This is a genomic window from Campylobacter sp. 10_1_50 (assembly GCF_000238755.1).
In the GTDB taxonomy this organism is placed as follows: Bacteria; Campylobacterota; Campylobacteria; order Campylobacterales; family Campylobacteraceae; genus Campylobacter_A; species Campylobacter_A concisus_R.
The window spans coordinates 725,889-741,358 of sequence record NZ_JH414888.1 but is presented as its reverse complement, the minus strand read 5'-3'; the positions used below and the strand labels follow the sequence as shown (position 1 = coordinate 741,358).

The window sequence follows — 15,470 nt, the reverse complement described above, 5'->3', positions numbered from 1 at the left end:
CTAGCAAGCTTACATCTTCGTCTATCTCAAGAGCCATCGCTATCTCGTTTAGCTCTTTTGCTTCCTCATTTGCAAGGATTGCACTCTTAAAACTAGCCTCATCTATCTGGCCAAATTTTAAAAAGATCGATTTAAATTTATCTTTTAAAATTTCTCTACTTAGCTTTTTATCTTCTAAAGCCTTCTTCGTGCCGCCATTTCTGTTACAGGTTCTAAATATAAATTTATTGTTTCATTTACTTCATCGAGTAAATTTTTTTTTACTTTGCACATATCCGATTTCTTCAGTGCAAACAAATGAACAAAGTATCTTCTTGATATAAATTAATCTCAAAAATATTTTATGATTAACTCTTTGATTTGCATATTATTATATCTAGGTACAGCAAAGCCTTTTAAATTGGCATTCATGATATATATATGATAATTTTATTTTATCAATTTATATAGTATTTTGATCAAAATGAAGTAAATCTCATTTTATACGTCTTATCTTTTAAGAGAGAGTTAAATTTAACGTGTTATTTTCATTATAAAACTTATTAAAAATTTTCTTTTAAATTTTGTAAAAACTTTTAAAATTTTTGATACTTTAGATGTGATAAAATCCTCTCAAATTTTAAAAAAAGGATCAAATTTGAGAAGCGATATAATCAAAAAAGGCTACACAAGAGCCCCACACCGCTCACTTTTACGTGCGACTGGGCTAAAAGACGAGGACTTTGCTAAGCCATTTATCGGCGTTGCAAACAGCTTTATAGAGATTATTCCTGGGCACTTTTTCTTAAACAAATACGCTCAAATTTTAAAAGATGAAATTCGCAAAAATGGCTGTGTGCCGTTTGAGTTTAACTGCATCGGCGTCGATGATGGCATCGCGATGGGGCATAAGGGCATGCTATATAGCTTGCCTAGCCGCGAGATCATCGCAAATTCTATTGAGACCGTGATGAACGCGCACGCACTTGACGCGCTTGTTTGTATGCCAAACTGCGACAAGATCGTCCCTGGCATGGTTATGGGTGCTTTAAGGGTCAATGTCCCGACCATTTTTGTAAGCGGCGGTCCTATGAGAAAAGGTCACACAAAAGATGGCAGACCTATCGATCTTGCGACTGCGTTTGAGGCGGTTGGTAAATTTGAGACCAAAGAGATAGACGAGGCTGAGCTTAGAGATATCGAGTGCAACGCATGTCCAAGTGGCGGCAGCTGTAGCGGTATGTTTACGGCAAATTCTATGAACACGCTTTGCGAAGCGATGGGTATAGCACTCCCTGGCAACGGCACCATCCTAGCGCTAACTCCAGAGCGTGAGAAGCTCATCAGGCAGGCTGCTCGCAGGATCTGCCAGATCGCCCTTGATGAGAAATTTAAGATAAGAAACATACTAAATGAAAAGGCGATCCGCAACGCACTTGTCGTTGATATGGCGATGGGCGGCAGCAGTAACACCGTCCTTCACATGCTAGCTATCTCAAGAGAAGCTGGCGTAAATTTAGACATAAAAGAGCTAAATAAGATCAGTCAAAACATCGCTCACATCGCTAAGATCAGCCCAAGCTTGCCAAACGTGCACATGGAGGATGTCGGCAGAGCTGGCGGTATGAATGCGGTGATAAAAGAAATTTCACGCAGAGACCATGGCATGCTAAATTTGGACAACCTAACAGTTAGTGGTGAGACTTTGGGCGAGCGAGTACGTGCCAGCGACATCAAAGACGAAAGCGTCATCCACAGGGTGGAAAATGCCTATTCTCAGGTCGGCGGACTTGCCATTTTGTTTGGAAATTTAGCCGAGCAAGGCTGTGTCATCAAGACAGCTGGCATCGTTGGCGAGCGTAAATTTAGTGGCAAAGCGGTCTGCTTTAACTCACAAGATGAAGCGATAGCTGGAATTTCAAGTGGCAAAGTAGATAAAGGCGACGTCGTCGTCATACGTTACGAAGGCCCACGCGGAGGCCCTGGCATGCAAGAGATGCTAAGCCCTACTTCGCTCATCATGGGACGAGGACTTGGCGCGGACGTGGCGCTCATCACAGATGGTCGCTTTAGCGGGGCGACAAGGGGTCTAAGCATCGGTCACGTAAGCCCAGAAGCAGCTGAGGGCGGCATGATAGGCTTGCTACGAGACGGCGACATCATCGATATAGACGTCGATAAATACGAGATAAACGTTCGCCTAAGCGAAGCTGAGATCGCAAAGAGAAGAGTGGAATTTAAACCAGTCGATAAGGCGCTAACCTCTCGCTGGCTAAGGCAGTATCAAAAGCTAGTCACAAACGCAAGCAACGGAGCGATACTAGAGGCGTAAATAAATAGTAGAGTTGATATAAAACTCTTTTAAGCAAAGCAAAAACTATACTTGACTGAGTGTATGGTTTTTGCAATTTATAAAAATTTAAAAATAATGAAAAAACCTAAAATCGGCGTGATAATAGCTTCATCTTTAAATAGAAACGATTTGCTGTTTTCTCGTTCATTAAATTCCGTTCTTAGTCAAAGCAAACCCCCAGATCATATCCTTATCGTTGATGATAATCAAGACGAAACCACAAGCAAAGATATAGAGCAGAGAATTTCAAAACTAAAAAATAATAAAATTCACTATATAAAAAACTCACAAACGCCAAATATGAGCGGAAGTGGGGCTTGGAACTGCGGGATCAAATGGTATAAAAATTTTTTAGACGATTATGACTATATGGCAATTTTAGATGACGATGATAGCTGGTATGAAGAGTATATTAGTAGTTGTTATGATGTGATTACATCATCGTTCAGAATGCCTGATGCTGTTTTTGGCTTTATAAAGCGAGGCGATTGTGATAAGTGTAGTTCTTTTGAGGTGGAAGATATAAACATCAGTAACTTTTTAAAAGGTAATCCCGGCATTCAAGGCAGCAACATGTTTTTTCGTTTTGGGGTGTTAAAAGCCATTGATGGATTTGATGAAACACTTGCAAGTTGTACGGATAGAGACTTGATGATTCGCTTTTTACAAAAGTATTCTAATAAAAACATAAAGATTATCCCAAAAGTACTCGTCAATCACTTCGCTTCAAAAGATAGCGTTACGTCAAATTTTATCTCTAAAACAAAAGGTTTAAATAGCTTTCACATAAAATATATCAGGCTCTACTCCAAAGAGTTGCTCGAAGAAGCCTTACAAAGAGCTAGAAAGCTTTTTAACTATCAAGAATCTGCAAATATAAAGAAAATTTTTAACCTCGTTCATAAAAATACCAAATCTAAAAAGATAGTAATTGGCGTTGCTGTTCATAATAATAAAAATACACTTCGTCGCTGTTTGGAGTCCATCCTCGCACAAAAGGATGTAAAACGTGATGTTTGGATTTTGATAGCAGATGATGATTCTAGTGATGATTGGAAAAAGAGTCTTGGCGATATCCTTAAAAACGAAAAAATAGTGATAATAGATGTAAAAAATCATCATACAGCCAAAACAAGAAATGATATAAACCACTATATAAAAATGCTTTTTGAAAATGTATCATTTATTGGACGGCTAGATGCTGATGATGAATATGCGAGTGAAGATGTTTTGTCTAAGATAGAGTGTAAATTTGATGACAAAAAGTCTGATGTTTTAGTGGCAGGAAACTATCTCAGGCTTGATGGAAAAATTATTGACCGTGTTAATATAGCAACGTCAAAACTTACTAATAAAGCATATCTTTTAAATCGTTTAAAAAAGATGAGCAAGGGTATTGCCGAGGCCGAACTTCCATCTTGCAACGTTTTTATGACACCAAATAGCCTGCAAGATTATCCTGAAATTTCAAGTGCAGAAGATCATTTTTTACTTGTACGACTTTTGTTAAGTGATAAAAAAATAGAATTTACCGAGGATATTTTGCTTACGATTTATAATCTAAGTGGTAATAAAACAGCAGATAACAAACAAACAGAAAAGTACTTAAACGCAAGGAAGCAACTATATGAGGAAGCGATGCGGCTATGCAAAATGAAGAAAGAAAATTAAAAGCTAAAGATATTTTGGTTGACATTGGTTTAAAAGATATCCATTACCTTGGGCAAGGTTTTGAGGGCGTCGTATTTCACGATAGTACGCATGTTTATAAAGTTATCATGCCGTTTTTTAAAGGCAAAAATAAATGGAATACTTATAGGCATCTAACTTTTTTCTTCGAAGAAGAAAATTTTAAGTCGTTTTATCATCTTGAAGAGATAATAGAGCATAAAAACGTATTTATTCAAAAATACAAATATGAGCCATCCACTCCAATAGATAAATTTACACAAAAAGATGTTATTTTGTTTTTAACTGAGTGCTGGCAAAAAAAGATTATAGTGCAGGATTGTAAAAAAGAGAATTTTATTAAAGTAGGCGAAAATTTAAAATTAGTCGATATGGATACTAGTGTATATTACAACGACAATCTATTTTTAAACGCATGCGTTAGGATGTATCTGTTTTTGCATGAGCGAGATAATCCGCAATTAAAAAAATTGCAAAGAAGTGCGGTTAATAATTTTAATTTACCTGAGCTAGAAGGTGCGCGCGAATTTATAAACGAGGTATTTTCTAATATAATATTTGCAGAGTCCAAAAAAGCGTTTAAAGACGCGACGATAAATAAATTTTCGGACTTAGAGTATGAGATTTATAATGCAAAAACTCTCCCACATCTTGAGGATCTATTTTTTTCAAAAATAAAAGAAAATCTCTATCTTTGTGATATCCAAATTTCAGACATTTTTTTAAATGAAAACAATGATTTTGAACCACGGTCGATCGCTATCGGCTATAAAAGTTTGTTGCCATTGGAAGAGAAGATTTCTCTACTTATAAAAACATGCGCGCAAGATGTCCAAACTATAGAAGCAAATATTAAGCATATCGTCAGGCAGCTTTCTTATCCAAATAGTTTTTACGAAATTGTGGTTTCTATAGACACGAAGCAGAGTGATTTTGCTAGGCAATTTACATATAATACCGATCTTAAAAAACTTATAGATATTGTGGAAAATTTACAACAAAAACATGTTATTGATAGATTTATTATTTACGATGCTAGTGAAACAATTAGGATAAACAAAGAGTGGTTTAATATCAAGACTAGTCAAACACACTCAACGACAAACATTCCGATAAGCTCGCAGCTTTATGCTTTTGAAAAATGCGAAGGGGATTATGTTTTGCAGATGGACAGCGATGTACTTATCGGCAGGCTAGACATTAATCACTCATTTTTAGCCGACATGATAAGAGAAATTCAAAAAAATAAAAATGTCTTATTTGTCGGTTTTAATATCTATAACAAAGAATCCAAGGCTTATTTTGGTTTTGAAAATGGCGGTTTTGTGCCAGAAGTTAGAATGGGGCTTTTTGATAAAAGGCGACTTTTTAGCGTTAGGCCTTTACCAAATACGGTTGATGAAAATTTAAAACTACAGCTTACTTGGTATCGCTCACTAGAAAAACTACAAAAAGATAACGGTTTTTGCTCTATAAGAGGCGGAGATAAACGAAGCTTTTACATCCATCCACAAAACTACAGAAAAACAAACGCTTATAGCTGGATAAATATCTTAGATAGAGTTGAGCAGGGTTATATCCCAAATTTGCAGTTTGGTGAGTTTGACTGCAACGGCTCGTTTTATGAGTGGTGCACACCAAAGCGCAGTGAAAAGATGGTAGTGCTTTCTTGTTTTAGAAATTTGACTATTCATAAATTTTTACGTATGTGGTTTTCTTTGATTAGCCAAACATTTCAAGATTTTGGAGTTATTTTTTATGATGATTGCTCAAATTCTGGCATTTCGATATTTATCGAGCAAATCATTAAGCCATATAAAGATAAAGTGACTTTTATCAAAGGTCGCACTTTGCAAACAAAAATGCAGTGCGAGTATCTAGCGATTCATTATTATTGCGACAACCCAGAATCAATCATCGTATGCGTCGACACCGATGATGCACTAATAGGCAAAGAAGCTCTTTTTGATATTTATAAAAAGTATGATATGTGGGGCGTAGATATGACTTGCGGGCGAGTTCATCAGACGTATAGACTTGAGCCACACTACCGCTATCCAGTAAATTTTATGGAGCCACGTAAAACTGGTGGCAATGTATGGCAACATTTAAAAACATTTAAAAAATATCTTTTTGATTCGATTCCACTTTCGTATTTTATGTATGAAGATAAAGAAGCAAAGCTAAGTAAGCGCAAATGGATAGAAAAATGCGATGACTACGCCATGATGGTTCCTATTGCTCAAATGAGTTCATCGCCATTGCAGATGGATTTTATCAACTACTACTACGAGCGTGATTATGATAAAAAAGACGCAAACAGAGAGCTTAAAGAGCAGGCTATAAAAGAGATACTTGAAAAACCGCCGCTATCGCCAAAAGATGTAGTCAAAGGACGAAAAAAATTTCTTTCAAATTTAGATATGATCGAAATCGACATAACATTTGAGTGCAATCTAAAATGCAAAGGATGCAATAGATCCTGCGGATATGCCCCTTCGACTGATGGCATGATGATTGATGACATAAGGCGTTTTATTAGTGAAAGTAAAATTTTTGATAAAAAATGGAAGCTTATTAACATTTTGGGCGGTGAGCCTACTTTACATAAAGATTTTTTACGTATTATTGAAATTTTACAAAGAGAGTATGTGGATAGCTTTTGTCAAGATACTATTATCCAAGTTGTTTCAAACGGCTTTACAAAACAAACAAAAGAGCTTTGTAAGCAAGCTGAGCTATTTAAAAATGTTAGGATAGATTATGGTTCGTTTAAAACTAAAAATTTAGTTGATTATTTTACTCCATTTAACAATGCTCCGATCGATGATATAAATTTCAAAGATGCTGATTATTCTGCAGCGTGCTGGGTTGCCTCGTATTGTGGTCTAGGTTTAAATAAAAATGGCTACTACGCCTGTTCAGTTTGCGGTGGCATAGATAGGGTTTTAGGTGGTAACAAAGGGATAAAAACACTAAAAGAGATAACAACACAAAATTTACAAGATCACTTTAAGGAATTTTGCAAATTTTGCGGAAATTTTAAAGATTATGCGCCAAACTATGGCGATTTTATCCCTAGATGTGAAAAAGCGCCATTTAAAGAGAGAATTTCTCCTTCGTGGAAACAAATATATGATAGATACAAGAGAGATCATGAGTAAAACGATTTTAGTTACTGGTGGGGCTGGCTTTATCGGGTCACATTTGTGTGCAAGGCTCATTAAAGATCATCACAAGGTCTTATGTCTTGATGATTTCAGCACTGGAGCGAGAGCCAATATAGCTCATCTAAAAAACCATCCAAATTTTACTCTCATGGAGCACGACATTACTAAGCCTATTGACTATTTTGTCGATGAAATTTATAACCTAGCATGCCCTGCTTCGCCTATAAAATATCAAGAAGATCCCGTAAAAACCATCGAGACTTGTCTAATTGGCACAATAAATTGTTTGCGTCTTGCAAAAAGATATGGAGCAAAAATGCTTCAAGCCTCAACTAGCGAAATTTATGGCGATCCACAACAACATCCACAAAAAGAGAACTACTGGGGTAATGTAAATCCTATAGGTGTTAGAGCTTGCTACGACGAAGGCAAAAGAGCCGCCGAAGCATTGTGTAGTAGTTATAAGAGGCAATACAGAATAGATGTAAAAATTGCACGCCTTTTTAACTGCTATGGTCCAAATATGACCGAAAATGACGGACGAGTAATCAGTAACTTCATAGTGCAGGCTCTTAAAAACAGCGATATAACTATCTTTGGTAACGGAGCACAAACAAGAAGCTTTTGCTATGTTGATGATACAATAGACGCGCTTTTAAAATTTATGGATATAGATATAATTGGTCCCATTAATATCGGCAATCCAGAGGAATACAGCATAAAAGATATTGCATATAAAATCATCTCTTTAGTAAATTCAAAATCATCTATCGTATATAAAAAACTCCCATCTGATGATCCAAAGAGACGAAAACCAGATATTACTCTCGCAAAAGAGTTACTCGGATGGAGTCCAAAAATAGGCATTATTGAAGGACTAGAGCGCACGATAGCATATTTTAAACAATTAAATTTAAGCCAAGCTAACTAAATATATCTGCATAAATATGATTATTTTTTCAACATATCTTTTTCACAAAAATCTTCTTAAAATTTTTTTCTATATACATTAACTAGCTTAGCAGTAATCCCTTTTGTTAGCAAAATATACATATCGATCTTTAGATAAAATTTACTTCGCTCCATGCCAAAGTAGGCGGTTTTTGCCTAGCTTTGTGTCGATACTATCTTTTATAATGGAGCAGATATACTCTTTTGAAAGCCCTATGGCCTCCTCTAGGCTCTTGCCCTTTGCAAGGTAGCAAGCAAGCGCCGTTGAGAAAGTGCAACCAGTCCCACTCATCACAAGCGGGCTAGCAAGCGGAGTTTTGAAATTTTGCAATGAGCCATCTTTTCTATAAAGCGTATCTATGCTGCTATCCTCGCTTACATGTTTTTTCACGATGATATCGCAAGGCAGATCTTTAAAATTCCCTCCAAAAAGGACATTTGCCTCGTCTAAATTTGGCGTAGCGACGGTTGCTAGCTTCATTAGCTCTTTTAGCTTCTCTACTGCGCTATCTTTTATGAGCTTGTGGCCGCTCTTTGAGACGCAGACTGGATCAAGCACGATCTTACTCTTTTGAGTGAGTAAAAACTCATGCACCACATCCATTATATCCTCGCTAAAGAGCATGCCGATCTTTATGGCATCAAAGCTAAATTCATCCGCGAGCGTGCAAAGTTCATCTTTAACAAAGCTAGACTCTAAACAAACTACGCTTTTTATCGCGTCCGTGGTCTCAGCAACTAGCGAAGTGACCGCCGTTGCGCCATAGCAGTTTAGCCTAGCGCATGTCTTTATATCAGCTTGAAGCCCTGCTGTGCCGCTATTGCAAGAGCCTGCGATGATTAAAATTTTCTTCATCGTTTTCCTTTTGTAAATTTTGGCTTATTATAAGAGATGTTAGTTAAATTTGAGTTTTTAAAAGGATTTGAGCCAAGAGGCTCAAATTTATGAAAGTTTATTTAAATCGTTATCGATCTCGATATATATCGTAGTTGCGTCGAAATTTGCATGCTCATAAGAGTTATCTGCTTTTAGCTCACTTGAGTTAGTTAAAATATCTTTGCTTACATTATATTTATCTGATAAATTTTCGTCAATCTCTTGACTATTAGCACTACTCTCTATCTCTTTTACCTCTATTTTTGTGAGTATATCTTCTACTTTTTCGTTCATATGATCAAGTATATCAGGATAGTTCTCTCCAATAAGTGCTCTAAAAAGCGCATCAGTATCGATACTATTTTCAGCGCTAGTATCAGCACTTACCACACTACTATCAAGCCATATCGTGTCATATCCACTTAAAGATATATCATTGCCATCTAATGCCGTAATAGTCACACTAGCACTCTGGCTCTCGCCTTTTATGCTCTCTCCAATATAAACCTCATCATTTACATTTAGAACTCTTATGTGATCATTTTTATCTATCGCTATAACATCAGATGTGACGCTTTTTACCTTACCAGCTATAGCTGTCATCTTTATTCCTTATTTTTGGTTTTGATGTATTTTAGTATTTTTTATCAAATTTGTATATTGTACTATGGTACAACTAAGATATACCCGCTCTCGCTGATATTTTTAAATTTCACGCCAAGCTCGCGTTTTAGGCGCAAAACAACATTTTGTATCGCAGCCTTGCTCACCTCGGTGCTATCATAGACAAACTCCTCTATCATCTCGTAGGTGACAAGCTTGTTTAGGTTGTAGGCAAATAGCCAAAATATCTTATTTTGCAAAAAGCTAAGGTATAGCTCGCTACCGTTTTTATAAATTTTCTCTCTTTTTAAATTTATACTTACCTCATCACTTAGGCGCACTAGCTTCTCATCTCGCTCGAAGCTTAGGCTTATTAGCATCGATCTAAGATCCTTTATATCGATAGGCTTTTTCAAAAACAAGGTCGCCCCCTGCTCATAGCTCTTGATCAAATTTTCATCGCTATCATATGAAGTAAAGACGATAAATTTCTGATGAGGCTTTAGCTTTTTTATCTCATTCATCATCTCAAAGCCATTTAGCACCGGCATGTGGATGTCGCTCATCACGATGTCAAAGCCCTGTTTTTTAAATTTCTCCAGCCCATCTTGCCCATCTTTTGCGCCAACTACCTGACCACAGTATGGTTTAAGCCCAGTGATGATGAGCTCCCTTGCCATCTCGTCATCCTCAGCTACTAAGATAGATACTTTTTTTAAAATTTCTAACGCCTCTTGCATCTTTTAACCCTTTAAATTCTTCTTAAAGCTTAGCTCAAAAATCGTTGGCTTTAGATTGTGCGCAAGCGTGATATCGCCATTTAGCTTCTCACGTGCGAGCTTTTTAGCAAAGTAAAGTCCTATGCCATTTCCTTGCTTTTTAGTCGTGTTTAGCCAGGTAAAAATTTTCTTACTCATCTCGTAGCTCACGCCGCCGCCATTATCATAAACGCCGATGTAGCACTTATCTTCAAAGCTTCTAAATTTTAGCTCTATGACGCGTTTTAGCGGCTCATCTTTGTAGCTCTCAACGAGAGAGTCCTTTGCGTTGTGGATTAGGATTAGCAAAATTTGCTGGATGATGTTTTCTATCTGACAGACCTTCATCTCTTCAAATCCGCTAAATTTCACACTCACGTTTGCACGGCTGAGCTCTGTGTGCATAAGTGTTATTAAATTTCTAATGCTTGTTTGGATGTCAAATTCGCTCACATTTTCAGCGCTTTTGTAAAAATTTCTAAAAATTTCGATTGTTTTTGAAAGTAGCTCGATCGAGCTTTGCCCTTTTTCTAGTAAATTTAAAAGCTCCTCATCGCTTAGCTTGCCCTCTTTTTTTAGCATTATCGCCGAGCTTAACATCAGTTTTAGCGAATTTACTGGCTGGATGAACTGATGACTTATGCCACTTATGAGCTCTCCAGCCTCGCTCATCTTGGCTCTGTGCGCTAGCAAGGTCTCGTACTCGTCTTGTACCTTTTTTATCTTGTTATACATGAAGTTGTGCAGGCTGTTTGCCAAAAATGCAAGTGCGACGAAGGCAAAGAGTAAATTTAGAGCGTTTTTTAGCGCCTCTCTTGTCATGGCTAAAATTTCTTCTTCGTTGTTTGTGCCAGCTCCGATAAACCAGTTCATCGTCGGTATCTCGGCTACTTGGATCAAATTTTGCCCTATCTTTAGGCTAGTGATGTCCTCATCTTTTAAAAATAGCTCTTTAAATTTCTCCTCGATCTCTCTTTTGAGCGTCGCATCAGCCATCGATGTGAGGATCTCGCCACTGTGAGTTACTAAAAATGAGTAGGAATTTGGCGCAAGGCTAAAGTTTTTGATGCTATCAAAGATAGTGCCTATGCGCACGACGCCGCAAAGTGCTGCTTCAAATTTATCATCCTTTTCAACTGGCACGCATAAATTTAAAGTTGAGTCTTTTAAAATTTTGTGATTTTGCATGAAATTTACGCTTGGGGCATTTGTATTTTTTGTCTCGACATACCAGATAAGCCCCGCTCGCTCACGCTTTGACATCACCTCTTCTGAGATCTTTTGCCCATCTACAAAGATCTCGCCATCCTCTCTTAGAAGCTGCATGAGATCAAATTCTTTCGCATTTTCTTTAAAGAGCTTTATGAAATTTGCCACCCTAGTATCGTCATCTATGATGCCAGAGTTTTGGATAAATTTTGACGCACGAATGAGTGAATTTAAGCGCTCATCAAGCCAAATTTGAAAGTTGCTAACGATATTTTTACTAACTGCGATGTTGTTTTTATCAGATAGCTCGATGATCTTTTCTTTTGCTTTGTTGTAGCTGTTTAGCCCAAGAAGCACGACAAAGAGGCTTGCAAGCAAGATGATCGCATAAATTTTAATATTTTGTGATTTTAAATTAATACCCATGCGCGCAGTATATCCTAAGTTAGCCCAAAAATAGGGCTAACTAAAATTTATTTCATAAAAGATAAGAGCTTTGAAACAAGCATAAGTGCAAGCACAACAAAGCAAATGCCAAAGCCAAGCAGCGTGCAATCCGCCATCGACATAAATTTAGAGGACGGCACAAGATACCAGCCATCTGCGTAAAGATCAACTATGCTCTTTTGCAAATCGCTTAGCACCGCGCCATCAGGCACCATAGGGCTGTCATAGCCGCAGTCACCCGTTGGCATAAACCAGTCAGGCGCCCACTTCTCAAGTGGCAAGCCAAATGGATAGTGCGGCTCAGTCGAGCAGCCCTGCACGCCAAAAGGATCATCTCCATGCACTGCATCGTGGATTTTGGCTAGCTTTACGCTATACATTATGCCCTGCACCGCTCCCCAAAATGCAAAGACGTAGCCAACTAGAGCAAAGAGCAAATTTTTAGGGTTTATGATAGCGATCATGCCGCCAAGAGCCATACACAAAAAGGCAAAACGTATATAGACGCACTGCTCGCAAGGAGGCATATAAGCGTAGTTTTGAAAGAGCGAGTGCGCGATAACGACAAGTGCGACGCTTACAAAGACTAAGATCGCCCAAGAGATGCGTGAGTCTTGAAATTTAGCCATTTTTTTAAAAAAGCTCATGTGGCGCCTTATTTTTTAAGAAGCTCTTCGATGAGTGCTGCCATGCCGTCAAGCGAGCTGATTGATTTTGTCATGATGAGATATTTGCCATTTACGACAAATGCTGGCACGCCTTGAATTTTAGCCACGTCATAGCTCTCATCCCACTTTTTAAGTAGCTCAGTCACTTTTGGATTAGCCAGCTCTTTTTCGTAGTCTGCTTTGCTAACGCCAGCTGCATCAAGTCCAGTCTTTAAAAAGCCCTCAGCATCTTTGCCATCGCTCCAGCGCTCTTTTTTGTCATGATAAGCTTTGTAGTAGGCAAATTTAGCCTTTTTAAATAGCGAATTTTCATCAAACAAGCTAACTCCCTTTGCCTCGTCCATAGTGATAAGCACAGCAAAGACCTTGCTCGCAACCTCGCCGTAATCACCCTTTGTCTTTAGGTGAAATGGCTCGTATTTTAGTCCAGGGATTTTCTCAACTACCTTTGGAGTGACGCTCTTGTCGTACTTGTAGCAAAATGGGCAAGCATAGCTAAAAATTTTAACTAGCGTATTTTGTCCCACACTTAGTGGCTTTTCAAGCTTGACGTAGTCCTCACCCTCGCTAAACGCACTAGCACTGATCGCACCAGCTACCGCAACGGCAAAGATAGCCTTGCTAAATTTAGATAGAAAACTCATGATGATCTCCTTTAGATGATTTATTTTGAGTTATTCTACAACCAAGCTCAAACGCACTTTTAACGCTAGAATAAATTTTGGCTGAAATTTATCTTTTTTAAATTTATGATGATGGATTTGGTGATTTTGTTTTTTGTTAAATTTTATAAAAATAATATACGTTATCAATAAAAATTATTATTTACATATTTTAATTATTTGGTTATAATCCGCTCAAATTTTATCAAAATAGGAGTCAAAATGAGACAGTACGAAACATACAAATGCGAGAAATGCGGCAACGAGATCGAGGTTCAAAAGGTTGGCGGCGGCACACTAACCTGTTGCGGGGAAGAGATGAAATGCGTGACTGAGAATTTAACAGCGGTAAATTTGATGAAGGCATTTGCTGGCGAGTCACAAGCTAGAAACAAGTATGAGCTTTACGGCGACCTAGCTAAAGAAGCAGGCTATCACGCGATAGCTAGACACTTTTACGAGGCAGCTGAAAACGAAAAATGGCACGCAAGAGCTGAATTTAAGAAATACCACGAGATGATGAACGATCCGATTGATAAGATGGATAAAAATTTACTTGACGCTGCAGCTGGCGAAAACTACGAGCATACGACGATGTATCCAGACTTTGCAAAGATCGCAAAAGAAGAAGAGCTAAGAGATGTTGAAAGGCTATTTAACGCGATTGGCAAGGTTGAAGTTGAGCATGAGAGGGAGTATCTAGAGCTTAAAAAGATGCTTGATGAAGAGGGCTTTTTTGAGAGCGACGAAGAGGATATCTGGGTTTGCGAAGTGTGCGGACACGTTCACAGAGGCAAAAAAGCTCCAGGCGCTTGCCCACTTTGCAAAGCTCCAAAAGAGTATTTCAAGCGCGAATTCTTAGGCTAAAAAAGCCAAAATTTAGCCAAGGCGCTTGTCTTGGCTAAATTTATAATTTTTTAAGCACAAAATTACCATTTTAAATGTTATACTTCTCCAAAATTTTCATAAGGAGAAAGAGATGAAAAAATCACTTTTAGTATTAGCTGGACTTGGCTTTGCACTAAGCCTAAACGCTGCAGATCTTACAGATACTTGCAAGTCTTACTTCTCAGACATCGATAAGATGGTTGAAGCTTATAAAAAAGCTGGTCAAGAGCAACAAGTAAAAATGTATGAAGATCAAAAGAAACAATCAATGGATCAACTAGCTTCTTTACCAAAAGAGCAACAAGACGCTACTTGCAAACAAGCTAAAGAGATGTTTGCTCAAGTAATGGATCAAATGAAAAAACAAGGTCTTTTAAAATAAAACTCCATGTGGCTAGGCTCTCTAGCCACTCTTTAAATTACTTCTCACTTTTACATATCAAATTTGCTAGTTTTGCAGCCAGTGGCGCTATGAGAAATATCACAGGATAGGCGATCATAAAGGCTTTTAGATAAGCTGATAACCAAATTTGCACAAAGCCATCTATAAAGCCTAGGTTAAAATATGTCAGCATAAAGGACATTATAAGCGCCATAAATGCTGACATTATAAAGGCAAAAACATATCTATAAAATTTCGCCGGTATCATGAAATTTTACCTATCAGCTCCTCTAGCCTCTTTGCGTGATCAAGCGCCTTTTGCCTCATCAAAGCAAGCTTTGCCTCATCGTGCCTGCTCTGATATGATAGCCCTCCGCTATAAACATAGCCTGCAAACTCCATACCACACATATTTGCTAACGCCTTAAGTGGCGGCAAAAACTCCTCTATCTCGTAGCGCTGAAGTGCCTCTTTTTTATAAAGCTCCTCAGGCGCGCCAGAGGTAAATGAAAGCACTAGCTTTTTGCCATGTAGCTTATCTCCCTTGCTGCCATGAGAGAAGCCATGAACTAGCACATCTTCAAGCCACTTTTGTAAAAGCGATGGCACGCCGTACCAGAAAAATGGATAAACAAGCACGATCACATCAGCCTTTACTAGCTTTTCTTGCTCAGCTTTTACGTCGATCACGTAGTTTTTATAAAGCTCACTTAGTATGTCAAATTTAGCCTCTGGCAGGTGCTTTTTTAGCTCGTCCAAAATGATCTTATTTGCAAAGGAATTTTCAAGATCGGTGTGACCTGATATGACTAAAATTTCACTCATTTTTACCCC

Annotated in this window: 14 protein-coding genes; 6 read left to right on the top strand and 8 right to left on the bottom strand. The window is 37.9% G+C overall.

The features are described 5' to 3' along the window. The first annotated feature begins 637 nt into the window (after positions 1-637). The 4 genes from ilvD (at position 638) to HMPREF1019_RS07990 (ending at position 8,122) form a co-directional block, all read left to right on the top strand. Positions 638-2,311, top strand: a complete 1,674-nt coding sequence (gene ilvD / locus HMPREF1019_RS08005; protein ID WP_009295220.1) for a dihydroxy-acid dehydratase — start codon at positions 638-640, stop codon at positions 2,309-2,311. Between the two features lie 63 nt (positions 2,312-2,374). Next, entirely contained in the window at positions 2,375-4,003 is a 1,629-nt protein-coding gene (locus HMPREF1019_RS08000) for a glycosyltransferase family 2 protein (protein WP_009295219.1), read from the top strand. Further along, positions 3,979-7,185: a radical SAM protein gene (locus HMPREF1019_RS07995; RefSeq protein WP_009295218.1), complete on the top strand. Its 3,207-nt coding sequence runs from the start codon at positions 3,979-3,981 to the stop codon at positions 7,183-7,185. Before HMPREF1019_RS08000 ends, HMPREF1019_RS07995 begins: the two co-directional genes overlap by 25 nt. After that, positions 7,157-8,122 carry a UDP-glucuronic acid decarboxylase family protein gene (locus HMPREF1019_RS07990; protein WP_009295217.1) on the top strand — a complete coding sequence of 322 codons (966 nt, stop codon included), beginning with the start codon at positions 7,157-7,159 and terminating at the stop codon, positions 8,120-8,122. The genes HMPREF1019_RS07995 and HMPREF1019_RS07990 overlap by 29 nt, the downstream gene beginning before the upstream one ends. Before the next feature lie 141 nt (positions 8,123-8,263). Here the strand turns inward: HMPREF1019_RS07990 and HMPREF1019_RS07985 are convergent, their stop codons facing one another. The 6 genes from HMPREF1019_RS07985 to HMPREF1019_RS07960 form a co-directional block, all read right to left on the bottom strand. Further along, positions 8,264-8,998 carry a hydroxymethylpyrimidine/phosphomethylpyrimidine kinase gene (locus HMPREF1019_RS07985; protein ID WP_009295216.1) on the bottom strand — a complete coding sequence of 245 codons (735 nt, stop codon included), beginning with the start codon at positions 8,996-8,998 and terminating at the stop codon, positions 8,264-8,266. A gap of 87 nt (positions 8,999-9,085) precedes the next feature. Further along, entirely contained in the window at positions 9,086-9,622 is a 537-nt protein-coding gene (locus HMPREF1019_RS07980) for a hypothetical protein (protein WP_009295215.1), read from the bottom strand. 62 nt (positions 9,623-9,684) lie between these two features. Then, positions 9,685-10,362 (bottom strand): response regulator transcription factor, encoded by a 678-nt coding sequence (locus tag HMPREF1019_RS07975; RefSeq protein WP_009295214.1) that lies wholly within the window; start codon positions 10,360-10,362, stop codon positions 9,685-9,687. Between the two features lie 3 nt (positions 10,363-10,365). Beyond that, positions 10,366-12,015 carry a sensor histidine kinase gene (locus HMPREF1019_RS07970; protein ID WP_009295213.1) on the bottom strand — a complete coding sequence of 550 codons (1,650 nt, stop codon included), beginning with the start codon at positions 12,013-12,015 and terminating at the stop codon, positions 10,366-10,368. Positions 12,016-12,062: 47 nt separating this feature from the next. Next, positions 12,063-12,683 (bottom strand): protein-disulfide oxidoreductase DsbI, encoded by a 621-nt coding sequence (gene dsbI / locus HMPREF1019_RS07965; RefSeq protein WP_009295212.1) that lies wholly within the window; start codon positions 12,681-12,683, stop codon positions 12,063-12,065. A gap of 8 nt (positions 12,684-12,691) precedes the next feature. Further along, positions 12,692-13,348, bottom strand: a complete 657-nt coding sequence (locus tag HMPREF1019_RS07960; RefSeq protein ID WP_009295211.1) for a thiol:disulfide interchange protein DsbA/DsbL — start codon at positions 13,346-13,348, stop codon at positions 12,692-12,694. 240 nt (positions 13,349-13,588) lie between these two features. Here HMPREF1019_RS07960 and HMPREF1019_RS07955 point away from each other — a divergent pair, with 240 nt between their 5' ends. Both HMPREF1019_RS07955 and HMPREF1019_RS07950 read left to right on the top strand, forming a co-directional pair. Further along, positions 13,589-14,233 (top strand): ferritin family protein, encoded by a 645-nt coding sequence (locus HMPREF1019_RS07955; protein ID WP_002940712.1) that lies wholly within the window; start codon positions 13,589-13,591, stop codon positions 14,231-14,233. Positions 14,234-14,345: 112 nt separating this feature from the next. After that, positions 14,346-14,636 carry a DUF5339 domain-containing protein gene (locus HMPREF1019_RS07950; RefSeq protein WP_009295210.1) on the top strand — a complete coding sequence of 97 codons (291 nt, stop codon included), beginning with the start codon at positions 14,346-14,348 and terminating at the stop codon, positions 14,634-14,636. 37 nt (positions 14,637-14,673) lie between these two features. Here the strand turns inward: HMPREF1019_RS07950 and HMPREF1019_RS07945 are convergent, their stop codons facing one another. Both HMPREF1019_RS07945 and HMPREF1019_RS07940 read right to left on the bottom strand, forming a co-directional pair. Further along, positions 14,674-14,904 carry a DUF2798 domain-containing protein gene (locus tag HMPREF1019_RS07945; protein ID WP_009295209.1) on the bottom strand — a complete coding sequence of 77 codons (231 nt, stop codon included), beginning with the start codon at positions 14,902-14,904 and terminating at the stop codon, positions 14,674-14,676. Next, a complete protein-coding gene (locus HMPREF1019_RS07940; protein WP_009295208.1) occupies positions 14,901-15,461 on the bottom strand; it encodes an NAD(P)H-dependent oxidoreductase in 561 nt (186 codons plus the stop codon). The genes HMPREF1019_RS07945 and HMPREF1019_RS07940 overlap by 4 nt, the downstream gene beginning before the upstream one ends. Positions 15,462-15,470 lie beyond the last annotated feature (9 nt).

Bases quoted from the DNA above. Each gene is read 5' to 3' on its own strand.
- HMPREF1019_RS07980 (WP_009295215.1), bottom strand. From the start codon at position 9,622: ATGACAGCTATAGCTGGTAAGGTAAAAAGCGTCACATCTGATGTTATA.
- HMPREF1019_RS08000 (WP_009295219.1), top strand. From the start codon at position 2,375: ATGGTTTTTGCAATTTATAAAAATTTAAAAATAATGAAAAAACCTAAA.
- HMPREF1019_RS07945 (WP_009295209.1), bottom strand. From the start codon at position 14,904: ATGATACCGGCGAAATTTTATAGATATGTTTTTGCCTTTATAATGTCA.
- HMPREF1019_RS07995 (WP_009295218.1), top strand. From the start codon at position 3,979: ATGCAAAATGAAGAAAGAAAATTAAAAGCTAAAGATATTTTGGTTGAC.
- HMPREF1019_RS07975 (WP_009295214.1), bottom strand. From the start codon at position 10,362: ATGCAAGAGGCGTTAGAAATTTTAAAAAAAGTATCTATCTTAGTAGCT.
- HMPREF1019_RS07985 (WP_009295216.1), bottom strand. From the start codon at position 8,998: ATGAAGAAAATTTTAATCATCGCAGGCTCTTGCAATAGCGGCACAGCA.
- HMPREF1019_RS07990 (WP_009295217.1), top strand. From the start codon at position 7,157: ATGATAGATACAAGAGAGATCATGAGTAAAACGATTTTAGTTACTGGT.
- dsbI (WP_009295212.1), bottom strand. From the start codon at position 12,683: ATGAGCTTTTTTAAAAAAATGGCTAAATTTCAAGACTCACGCATCTCT.
- HMPREF1019_RS07960 (WP_009295211.1), bottom strand. From the start codon at position 13,348: ATGAGTTTTCTATCTAAATTTAGCAAGGCTATCTTTGCCGTTGCGGTA.
- HMPREF1019_RS07955 (WP_002940712.1), top strand. From the start codon at position 13,589: ATGAGACAGTACGAAACATACAAATGCGAGAAATGCGGCAACGAGATC.
- HMPREF1019_RS07950 (WP_009295210.1), top strand. From the start codon at position 14,346: ATGAAAAAATCACTTTTAGTATTAGCTGGACTTGGCTTTGCACTAAGC.
- HMPREF1019_RS07940 (WP_009295208.1), bottom strand. From the start codon at position 15,461: ATGAGTGAAATTTTAGTCATATCAGGTCACACCGATCTTGAAAATTCC.
- HMPREF1019_RS07970 (WP_009295213.1), bottom strand. From the start codon at position 12,015: ATGGGTATTAATTTAAAATCACAAAATATTAAAATTTATGCGATCATC.